Genomic DNA, 10,109 nt, shown 5'->3' on the forward strand with positions numbered 1-10,109 from the left:
GAAGAGAAATGAGAGTTGTCTTACAACGATCAAAAGAAGCATCTGTAACAGTAAAAGGTGAAGTTGTAGGACAAATTCCTTTCGGCTTAACACTATTAGTTGGAATCACCCATGAAGATACAGAAAAAGATGCAACGTATATCGCTGAAAAAATTGCAAACTTACGCATTTTTGAAGACGAAAACGAAAAAATGAACCGTTCTGTATTAGATGTTGGTGGACAAGTTCTTTCCATTTCCCAGTTCACGTTATACGGAGATTGTCGAAAAGGAAGAAGACCAAACTTTATGGATGCAGCAAAACCAGACTATGCAGAACGTTTATACGACTTCTTTAACGAAGAACTTCGCAAACAAGGACTGCACGTAGAAACAGGAAAGTTCGGAGCAATGATGGACGTTCAGCTTATTAATGACGGTCCGGTGACATTGATTGTAGAGAGTAAATAATGATGGTGGAAGAGAGGAGGTTCTCCTCTCTTTTTTGCTTTGTTTAAAACATATGCATAACTTGTCTGTTGTATAATGAAAAGGGAGAGTGATGCTATGGATAGAGAATACGAAAAGTTAATCGTAAAAAATTTCTTTAATCGAAAAGTACATGAGAGAATCATGTACGAATTATCTTCAGTAAAAAAGCGAGGGAAAGCTTTAGGGCGCCTTGCTCATCACTATGACTCCATATTGAATCCTACTTATATTGAGAAAATCCCTAAAAATTTAATTCACGTTGAAGGTATTACAAAACTTTTGAAAGAATATGGTGCAGGAGATTGTTGTTATGTCATCTCATTCATTTCGGAAATAGATGGTACATTCATGCAATTGGAATCTGCAATAGAAGAAGTAATTTGGTATGGTCTGCCTTGTTTTGTTTCATGTATACCTGAAAAATTGGTGTATTTTCAGAGTGAACAAGGATTCGGGCCGCCAGAAAGATATATTTTACGGAAATAAGGCATATGCTGAAGGACTCAAAGATTTTTCATGACTACAACTATATCAGCGCAAATGCATCATTTATCGGCGACTTTTACAATATATCGGCGCTTCGACATGGAATAAAGATTCTTCGGCAATGTTCGACATGTGAAAAGCCACCTCATCATCAAAATGAGACAGCTTTTTGTAAAAACGTATAACCTCCACATCAATATGGAACAATAGTCATTAGAATTCCACTACCGAATGTGAGGGATATACGTATGCGTATGAGTGAGAAGGGAAACTCTGCTACTAACGGAGCAAACCAATTGTTTAATGTGAATTTTCATGAGTTTATTTCAAAGGAACAGCAAAATACATCGCTAGAACTTGCTTCTGAATTTGGGATTTCTTTAAAAGATGTGAAAACTTTAAAGAAGCACCTCGGACGTTCTTGAGAATCTTGACAATAATTGTGAATAACCGTATAGTAGTAAACAAATTCATTTTTTACAGTTACATATGGTATAAACCGATGATAGAGAAGAGTAGATAAGAGACACATGAAAAGAGAGGAAATGTCTAAGGCTGAAAACATTTCTACATGATGACTGATCGAATGACACTCTGTAGGTTTCGTCTTGAACAGCACGATGCTAAGTAGAGGTCGAACGCAATTTAAGCGTTATTAAAAAAGTGGAAGCATACGTGCTTCAATTAGGGTGGCACCACGGGTATTATACTCTCGTCCCTACTGTAGAATCAGTAGAGGCGGGAGTTTTTTTATTTTTATTACTATTGAGAAAATGAGGAGGAACTGAATATGTCTATTCAAATCCCACGCGGAACGCAAGATATCCTTCCTGGTACTGTGGAACTATGGCAGTATATTGAAGGACAAGCACGTGAAATTTGTCGTCGTTACAACTATAAAGAAATTCGTACACCGATTTTTGAGCACACAGAATTATTTTTACGCGGTGTTGGGGATACAACAGATATCGTACAAAAAGAAATGTACACATTCGAAGATCGCGGGGAGCGTAGCTTAACACTTCGTCCAGAAGGAACAGCACCAGTTGTACGTTCTTATGTAGAAAATAAAATGTTCGGTGATGCTACGCAGCCGACAAAATTATATTATATCGGGCAGATGTTCCGTTATGAAAGACCACAAGCAGGACGCTATCGTCAATTTGTTCAGTTCGGTATTGAAGCGATTGGCAGTAATGACCCAGCAATTGATGCAGAAGTGATTGCACTTGCTGTTGAGTTTTACCGCGGCATGGGCTTGAAAAATATTAAAGTTGTGTTAAATAGCTTAGGTGACGCAGTGAGCCGTAAAGCACATCGCGATGCATTAATTGCACACTTTGAGCCTCGCATTGGTGAGTTCTGTTCAGATTGCCAATCTCGTTTAGAGAAAAACCCACTTCGTATTTTAGATTGCAAAAAAGATCGCAATCATGAACTGATGAGTACAGCACCGTCTATTACGGAGTACTTAAACGAAGAATCAAGTGTGTACTATGAAAAAGTACAAGAACTATTAACAATGATGGGTATTCCGTTTGAGAAAGATCCAAACCTTGTGCGCGGTTTAGATTATTATCAGCACACTGTATTTGAAATTATGAGCGAAGCAGAAGGCTTTGGTGCGATTACAACGTTAAGCGGCGGCGGTCGTTACAATGGACTTGTACAAGAAATCGGTGGACCAGAAATGCCTGGTATTGGTTTTGCGATGAGTATCGAACGTTTAATTATGGCGCTGAAGGCTGAAAGTATTGAATTACCAATTGCTCATCATATTGATTGTTACGTTGTAGCGCTTGGTGAAAAAGCGAAAGATCATGCTGCAAAAATTGTCTTTGACCTTCGTAAGGCTGGATTAGCGGTTGAGAAAGATTACTTAGATCGTAAAATGAAGGCGCAGTTTAAATCAGCGGATCGTCTAAGTGCAAAATATGTAGCTGTATTAGGTGATGATGAATTAGAAAAAGGTATTATCAACTTGAAAAATATGGCGACTGGCGAACAAGAAGAAGTTGCGTTAGATGTATTTGCTTCTTACGTAGCAGAAAAGTCACTATAGGGGGGAAAAGGAAATGGCTGAGAGAACACATGCATGTGGAAAAGTAACAGTAGAAGCTGTGGGACAAACGGTTCAATTAAAAGGTTGGGTACAAAAGCGCCGTGATTTAGGTGGATTAATTTTCATTGACTTACGTGACCGTACAGGTATTGTACAAGTTGTATTTAGTCCAGAAACTTCAAAATACGCGTTAGAAGTAGCAGAAACAATTCGCGGTGAATACGTACTGCACGTAGAAGGTACAGTTGTTGAGCGAGCGGCTGGTGCAATTAATGAAAATATGGCAACAGGCCGTATTGAAGTACAAGCGATAACAGTAAACGTACTAAATGCAGCAAAAACAACACCAATTATGATTACAGACGATACAGATGCATCAGAAGATGTACGATTAAAATATCGTTATTTAGATTTACGTCGTCCTGTAATGTACAACACATTCAAAATGCGTCACGATGTAACAAAAACAATTCGTAACTTCTTAGATAGCGAAGATTTCTTAGAAGTAGAAACACCAATTTTAACGAAAAGCACACCAGAGGGAGCTCGTGATTATTTAGTACCAAGTCGTGTACATGAAGGCGAGTTTTATGCACTGCCACAATCTCCGCAGCTGTTTAAGCAGCTTCTTATGGTCGGCGGATTTGAGCGCTATTATCAAGTAGCACGTTGTTTCCGTGATGAAGACTTACGTGCAGACCGTCAGCCAGAATTCACACAAATCGACATCGAGACATCATTCTTAACACAAGAAGAAATTCTTGAAATGATGGAACGTATGATGACAAAAGTAATGAAAGAAGCTAAAGGTGTAGAAATTAACGCACCATTCCCACGCATGACATATGCTGATGCGATGTCACGCTACGGTTCTGATAAGCCGGATACACGCTTTGCGATGGAACTAATTGACCTATCAGAATTTGCAGCAGGCTCTGGATTTAAAGTGTTCACAAGCGCTGTAGAAAGCGGCGGACAAGTAAAAGCAATTAATGCAAAAGGTGCTGCGAGCAAATATTCTCGTAAAGATATCGATGCATTAACAGAATTCGTTAAAGTGTATGGAGCAAAAGGATTAGCTTGGTTAAAAGTTGAAGAAGACGGTTTAAAAGGCCCAATCGCAAAATTCTTTAACGAAGAAGATGCAAATACGCTTATGAGCACGTTAGATGGGGCTGCTGGTGACTTATTCTTATTCGTTGCGGATAAGAAGAGCGTTGTTGCAGATAGCTTAGGAGCACTTCGTTTGCGTTTAGGTAAAGAACTTGAGTTAATTGATGAAAGCAAGTTCAACTTCCTATGGGTAACAGATTGGCCGCTTCTTGAGTATGATGAAGATGCTGATCGTTACTTCGCAGCGCATCACCCATTCACAATGCCATTCCGTGAAGATGTGGAACTATTAGAAACAGCACCAGAAAAAGCGCGTGCACAAGCATATGACCTTGTATTAAACGGTTATGAGCTTGGCGGTGGATCACTTCGTATTTACGAGCGTGACGTACAAGAAAAAATGTTTAAAGCACTTGGTTTCTCACAAGAAGAAGCACAAGAGCAGTTCGGGTTCTTATTAGAAGCATTCGAATACGGTACACCACCGCACGGAGGAATTGCATTAGGTTTAGACCGTCTTGTTATGCTACTTGCAGGTCGCACGAACCTTCGTGATACAATTGCCTTCCCGAAAACAGCAAGCGCAAGTTGCTTATTAACAGAAGCGCCAAGCCCAGTTGCAGACGCGCAGCTTGAAGAGCTTTACTTACAATTAAAAGTAAAAGAAGAGAAGTAAGAACGAATCCTAGATGGACATACTAATTCCATCTAGGATTTTTTATTTGAGTATATAACTTTTTCTATACAAATAGTCGGAAAAACGCTAGAATACATGGTAGACCATTTTTGTAATAGGAGTGTAGACCGCATGTTACATCAATTTTCACGTAATGAATTAGCCTTCGGAAAAGAAGGTATTGAAATATTAAAAAATAGTACAGTTGGTATTTTAGGAATTGGCGGCGTTGGTTCGTTTGCAGCAGAAGCGTTAGCGCGTTCTGGTGTCGGTCGCCTTATATTAGTTGATAAAGACGTTGTTGATATTACAAATGTGAACCGTCAAATCCATGCGTTACTTTCTACTGTAGGTCGTTCAAAAGTAGAACTAATGAAAGAACGTATTGCTGATATAAACCCAGACTGTGAAGTTATCGCATTAGAAATGTTTTATACAGATGAAACATACGAAGAGTTCTTTAAACATGGTTTGGATTTCGTAGTGGATGCATCTGATACAATTACGTTCAAAATTCATTTAATTAAACAGTGCTTGCGCCGTAAAATTAAAATCATTTCAAGTATGGGTGCAGCAAATAAAATGGATCCAACTCGTTTCCGCATTGCCGATATTTCTAAAACACATACAGATCCAATTGCGAAAGTAATTCGTACGAAACTTCGTAAAGAAGGTATTAAAAAAGGCGTGAAAGTTGTATTCTCTGATGAAAATCCAATTGTGATTCGTGAAGATGTTCGTAAAGAAATCGTTCCAGATGAAAATGCAAAAATTCGCAAAGCGAAATTACCACCGTCCTCTAACGCCTTCGTTCCGTCTGTGGCCGGCTTAATTATGGCAAGTTATGTTGTGCGTGAACGATTGAAGGATATTGAATTAAAACGTGTCGGACAAGAGTAAAATGAGACACGCATGTTTCTTTATTGAAGCATGTGTGTTTTTTTATGTTAAATATTCAGAAAAATGTTAATATTTATATGTAAAGGAGGAAAATGAGAAATAATAAATCTCTGTTATGCTTTATTATGCTGCTTTGTTTCGTTTTACTTGCCGCATGTAATTCATATGAAGATTATTGGGTGTTAGAGAAATCAAGGTATAATGAGGTGCCAGAAATGGTTGATTATTTTCCGAAACGCGCACAGGAGAATCCTTCACGCGTAGGTTATTCTACATATACGATTTCAGAAGGACGAAAAATGATCGCGTTAGCAGTTGGATCTCAGCATAAAGGTAGTGAAATAGAAGTAACAAAATTTCAGGAAAAAGGCAATACAACATATGTCACTGTGAATATAAAAAAGGGCAAATCGAATGAAGAAAATCCTGTTATCTTAATTGGAGTAAGTAAATTACATAAGAATATTGTGATACAAGATACGGATGGAAATAAATATAAAAAACTATAGAGTTTAAGGGTACAGTAGAAGAATGACAAGTAAACAGAAAATATGAAACGCATGAACTTTATCCCGCATTAACGGGCAGTAATACTCCCAACTCAAAATTCGGCGAAAGCATTGTCCAGCTCTAGCGGCTAGAATCTCCGGTCGTTTCGCCCCCTCGGACGAGGCAAAAAGCGCCTCTCTCTCGGGTGCTCCAACGCCCTGCGATTCTGAGCGAGCCGCTTCCGCCTTTCTTAAGAAGTTAAGTGGGAGATAAACTGCCCGTAAAAGCCCGATTGGTTCAACTAATAATCAGTGGGGGATGAAGAAAACCCCCACTGATTAAAGTTTCACTTTATCCATGCGTTTTTTATGTGCTCTTTTCGTAATTTTAATTTTCTGCTGTGCAAACGATATCTAAATTTCCGTTCTGATCCATTTTAAAAATCGGTGCCATCTGTTCTTGCGGTTCATCTAGTAGAATGAGCTTGCGGGCACGGTCCATAATTCTAACGAGAGTTTCATAATCTTCCTGCACAGATTGTTGTTGTTTCTGCAGTGCTTCAAGCTTTTTCTCTAATTGATGATTTGTTTTTTGTAGTGTTTCAAGCTGACTATGTAACGTATTGTTTTCAGTTTGTAACTTTTCCATACGTGGATTGTTTTGTTCTATATTTTGTAAAAATGAAATGACATCTTGCATCGTAAGTGACGGATCATTTGCAATAACATCCTCGGAAAATTCAGCCTCAATAACGACCTTTTTCTTCGGCTCCAATCGTGATACTTGTGGTTTTGGGTTCGCTGCTAGTTCTCTCTTTAATTCTTTCCGTTGCTTTCTTGCGATTTGCACAGCTTCTTCATAGCCTTGCCGAACTTCTGCATTCCAACGAAAGCCACAAGCGGCAGAAGTTCTGTTTAATTGATCGCCAACTTCATCAAATGCTTTTAATTGCGTACTGCCTTCGCGAATGTGACGTAAAACGGTTTCTGCGAGAAGTAAATCATCTTCCCCAGTCCATGCATCCTGACGCATTTTCATAGTGAAGCCTCCATATTTCATGTCGTTTTCGCTTATGTTACCCTTTTTATTCGTTTTTATACGAATGTTGTAGTTTTTCATGATAAATTCTGTCACTTCTTTTTTTGCAATTTGAAGTGGAAAGGAATGGTTTGATAACTTACAGTTAGAAGAAGGAACCGTTACGAATTTGTAGTTTTATATAAATGTTTAAATTTATTAAAGGGGGAATTTTAGGTGAGAAATATATGGGGTATCAATGAAGAGAAATTAGAAAAATTAACAGATGATATGGTTGTTAACACTGAAAAAAATTTGGGTGTAAAGTTACCTAAGTCTTACATTGAATTATGCAAAGTCCAAAATGGTGGCTATACAATTTATGATGCTTTTCCTACTTCTGTTCCAACGGGTTGGGCTGAAGACCACGTTAGCGTTCATTACATAAATGGGATTGGAAAAGAAGGTATTCTAACGAGCGATTATTACATTGAAGAGTGGGAATTACCGAAAGATATTGTGCTTTTATGTGGCGACGGACATTGGTGGATTGCGATGGATTATAGAAATGCAAAAGAAAACCCACCAGTAATATATATTGATTTAGAATGGGGAGAAGATATTTTTATTTTGGAATTAGCACATGATTTTGAAACATTTATGAATGGTTTATACGTTCATAAAGATTAGGAAACCTTTTTCGTTAAGGTTTCCTAATCTTTTATTTAAATTATCCCTTTGATTTACCTTGATGCGAATTTTGGAGTCGTTCGTATACAGTAGCAAGTGCTTGCTCAAATTTACCAGTCGTCTTTGGTGTATAGTATTTCTTGTTTTTAATTTTATCCGGTAAGTACTGCTGCTGCACCCATCCACTAGGATAATCATGCGGATAGAGGTAGTCAATTCCTCTGCCGAGCGATTCTGCGCCTTTATAGTGACTATCTTTTAAATGAGCTGGAACATCACCTGTTTGTCCGTTTCGTAAGTCGTGAAGTGCTGCATCGAGCGCTTTGTATGCTGAATTTGATTTCGGTGATAAGCATAGTTCAATGACTGCATTGGCCAGCGGAATGCGAGCTTCTGGAAAACCGACACGTTCAGCGGATTCGATGGCCGCTAGTGTACGAGGCCCAGCCTGAGGGTTTGCAAGCCCAACATCTTCGTATGCCATAATTAGTAATCGTCTGCCAATGCTTTGCATGTCACCGGCTTCAATGAGGCGAGCTAAATAATGAAGAGCGGCATTTACATCACTTCCGCGCACTGATTTTTGGAAAGCTGACAATACATCGTAATGAGCGTCGCCGCCTTTGTCGTGTACAAAACTTTTCTTCTGCAAACATTCTTCAGCAATTTCAAGTGAAATTTCTACTGTTTCTTCATTTGTTGTAAAGCTAGATAAGACCGCGAGCTCAAGGGCATTATAAGCAGAGCGCATATCACCGCCAGACGCGTTTGCAAAGTGACGCAGAGCTTCATCTGTTACTGTGACGTTGTATTCCCCTAGTCCTTTTTCCTGATCTGTTAAAGCGCGTTGTAATCCTTGTAAAAGGTTTTCTTCTGTTAAAGCATGAAGTTCGAAAATTTGACAACGGCTTCGAATAGCAGAATTAATTGCATGAAATGGATTGCTTGTCGTTGCCCCAATTAATGTAATGAGTCCGCTCTCTAAGTGAGGAAGAAGGAAATCTTGTTTTCCTTTATCTAATCGATGCACTTCATCTAAGATTAAGATGAGCTGACGATGCATTTTTGCCTCTTGGACAACAACTTCCATATCTTTTTTATTATGTGTAACAGCATTTAATAGACGAAAAGGCATACCGATGCTGCCGGCAATGGCGCTTGCGATTGATGTTTTTCCTGTTCCAGGGGGTCCGTATAGAATCATGGATTGTAGATGCTTTGCTTGTACCATTCGCCATAAAATTTTGCCTTCGCCCACTAAATGTTCTTGCCCGATTACTTCTGTAATATTGGTCGGACGCATTCGATGTGCGAGTGGTTGTTTCATAGGTTCTCTCTCCTTTAGTGACTGTTCCTGTTTTATATAAATTCATTGTAACTACTCAGCCATATATTTCATTTAGAAGTTTGATAAGGGGTGTTATTTCAGTGAAAATACGCTTACCTATAGAAAGTTATTTTCATTTTTCGGCATATAGATTGCTGCTGCTGTCTTTCTTTGTTTTAAAACTTTGCATGTGTCAGGAAAAGGCCCTGACCGCTCCTGTACATGGCTAGTCCCTCTCAGTCTATTTAAAAAAATGCTGTTCTGCTGATTTTTCAAATTGTATTTATATAAATTCCGAGTTATTTGGTATACTTATATGTTATCATTTCTATCATATCTTTCGAGAGGACTCCCACCTCTAAACATATGTGAAGGTGGTAAGGTGAATCGAAAAAATATTTTATTTTCAAGTGAATAAATAGAAACGTACGTTCTTGTTTTGGTATAATATCCTTAACAAGGAGGTGAAAAAATGACAACGGAAAATCAAATAAATTATAAAACTCTTCAGATTTGGATTAAAAAAGGACATCGTATGTATTCTTATTTTCAAGAATCCTGCCAAAACGCTAAAAATGTGTACAACACGACAAACTTTTATATACGACAAGTGTATACAGGTTTGACACAAGATAAGGAATTGCAACCTTTACAAAAAGAAGTTTTGGATACAATTGATAAAAACATTGGGAAGATGAATGAGACACAACTTCTTACCTATCAAAAGAAATTGCAAAAAGAGAAAACAAAACCAAAAGAAAAACAAAAAGAAGTGAAATGTAATTTATTTTCAGAACCAACTACAGAAAAACCTTATGTAGATTATAACTTTCTGGATGCATTATTTAAAGCGATGATTCAGAAGGATTATCGTGCTTT

10 protein-coding genes, 1 pseudogene and 1 other annotated feature are annotated in these 10,109 nt (G+C 38.2%); of the genes and pseudogenes, 9 read left to right on the top strand and 2 right to left on the bottom strand.

The window, feature by feature from the left end; all coding sequences use genetic code 11:
- Positions 1 to 8: 8 nt before the first annotated feature.
- The 7 genes from dtd (at position 9) to BR72_RS15475 (ending at position 6,216) form a co-directional block, all read left to right on the top strand.
- A complete protein-coding gene (gene dtd, locus BR72_RS15445) occupies positions 9 to 449 on the top strand; it encodes a D-aminoacyl-tRNA deacylase (protein ID WP_035434348.1) in 441 nt (146 codons plus the stop codon).
- A 96-nt stretch (positions 450 to 545) separates the two neighbouring features.
- Positions 546 to 956: a hypothetical protein gene (locus tag BR72_RS27155; protein ID WP_035434349.1), complete on the top strand. Its 411-nt coding sequence runs from the start codon at positions 546 to 548 to the stop codon at positions 954 to 956.
- A gap of 248 nt (positions 957 to 1,204) precedes the next feature.
- Positions 1,205 to 1,381, top strand: a complete 177-nt coding sequence (locus BR72_RS26770; RefSeq protein WP_035434350.1) for a hypothetical protein — start codon at positions 1,205 to 1,207, stop codon at positions 1,379 to 1,381.
- A gap of 68 nt (positions 1,382 to 1,449) precedes the next feature.
- Positions 1,450 to 1,679, top strand: a binding site (T-box leader).
- A 67-nt stretch (positions 1,680 to 1,746) separates the two neighbouring features.
- Positions 1,747 to 3,018 carry a histidine--tRNA ligase gene (gene hisS / locus BR72_RS15460; protein ID WP_035434352.1) on the top strand — a complete coding sequence of 424 codons (1,272 nt, stop codon included), beginning with the start codon at positions 1,747 to 1,749 and terminating at the stop codon, positions 3,016 to 3,018.
- A gap of 13 nt (positions 3,019 to 3,031) precedes the next feature.
- A complete protein-coding gene (aspS, locus tag BR72_RS15465) occupies positions 3,032 to 4,807 on the top strand; it encodes an aspartate--tRNA ligase (RefSeq protein ID WP_035434353.1) in 1,776 nt (591 codons plus the stop codon).
- A 132-nt stretch (positions 4,808 to 4,939) separates the two neighbouring features.
- Positions 4,940 to 5,707 carry a tRNA threonylcarbamoyladenosine dehydratase gene (locus tag BR72_RS15470; RefSeq protein WP_035434355.1) on the top strand — a complete coding sequence of 256 codons (768 nt, stop codon included), beginning with the start codon at positions 4,940 to 4,942 and terminating at the stop codon, positions 5,705 to 5,707.
- Positions 5,708 to 5,799: 92 nt separating this feature from the next.
- Complete coding sequence (locus tag BR72_RS15475) at positions 5,800 to 6,216, top strand: hypothetical protein (RefSeq protein WP_035434357.1); 417 nt, start codon at positions 5,800 to 5,802, stop codon at positions 6,214 to 6,216.
- 367 nt (positions 6,217 to 6,583) lie between these two features.
- On the opposite strand, the gene BR72_RS15480 is transcribed toward BR72_RS15475, so the two are convergent.
- Positions 6,584 to 7,234 carry an RsfA family transcriptional regulator gene (locus BR72_RS15480; protein WP_035434359.1) on the bottom strand — a complete coding sequence of 217 codons (651 nt, stop codon included), beginning with the start codon at positions 7,232 to 7,234 and terminating at the stop codon, positions 6,584 to 6,586.
- Positions 7,235 to 7,450: 216 nt separating this feature from the next.
- Between BR72_RS15480 and BR72_RS15485 the strand changes: the two genes are divergently transcribed.
- Positions 7,451 to 7,903, top strand: coding sequence for an SMI1/KNR4 family protein (locus tag BR72_RS15485; RefSeq protein WP_035434360.1), 453 nt, complete (start codon positions 7,451 to 7,453; stop codon positions 7,901 to 7,903).
- Between the two features lie 40 nt (positions 7,904 to 7,943).
- Here the strand turns inward: BR72_RS15485 and BR72_RS15490 are convergent, their stop codons facing one another.
- Positions 7,944 to 9,230 (bottom strand): replication-associated recombination protein A, encoded by a 1,287-nt coding sequence (locus tag BR72_RS15490; RefSeq protein WP_035434361.1) that lies wholly within the window; start codon positions 9,228 to 9,230, stop codon positions 7,944 to 7,946.
- 472 nt (positions 9,231 to 9,702) lie between these two features.
- Here BR72_RS15490 and BR72_RS15495 point away from each other — a divergent pair.
- Positions 9,703 to 10,109: pseudogene (locus BR72_RS15495) on the top strand (RNA-guided endonuclease InsQ/TnpB family protein); the annotation flags it as partial.

It is taken from the genome of Bacillus sp. UNC322MFChir4.1 (assembly GCF_000746135.1).
Classification (GTDB): domain Bacteria; phylum Bacillota; class Bacilli; order Bacillales; family Bacillaceae_G; genus Bacillus_A.

Coding starts and splice junctions, on each gene's coding strand:
- aspS (WP_035434353.1), top strand. CDS start 3,032: ATGGCTGAGAGAACACATGCATGTGGAAAAGTAACAGTAGAAGCTGTG.
- BR72_RS15475 (WP_035434357.1), top strand. CDS start 5,800: ATGAGAAATAATAAATCTCTGTTATGCTTTATTATGCTGCTTTGTTTC.
- BR72_RS15490 (WP_035434361.1), bottom strand. CDS start 9,230: ATGAAACAACCACTCGCACATCGAATGCGTCCGACCAATATTACAGAA.
- BR72_RS27155 (WP_035434349.1), top strand. CDS start 546: ATGGATAGAGAATACGAAAAGTTAATCGTAAAAAATTTCTTTAATCGA.
- BR72_RS26770 (WP_035434350.1), top strand. CDS start 1,205: ATGCGTATGAGTGAGAAGGGAAACTCTGCTACTAACGGAGCAAACCAA.
- dtd (WP_035434348.1), top strand. CDS start 9: ATGAGAGTTGTCTTACAACGATCAAAAGAAGCATCTGTAACAGTAAAA.
- hisS (WP_035434352.1), top strand. CDS start 1,747: ATGTCTATTCAAATCCCACGCGGAACGCAAGATATCCTTCCTGGTACT.
- BR72_RS15480 (WP_035434359.1), bottom strand. CDS start 7,234: ATGAAAATGCGTCAGGATGCATGGACTGGGGAAGATGATTTACTTCTC.
- BR72_RS15470 (WP_035434355.1), top strand. CDS start 4,940: ATGTTACATCAATTTTCACGTAATGAATTAGCCTTCGGAAAAGAAGGT.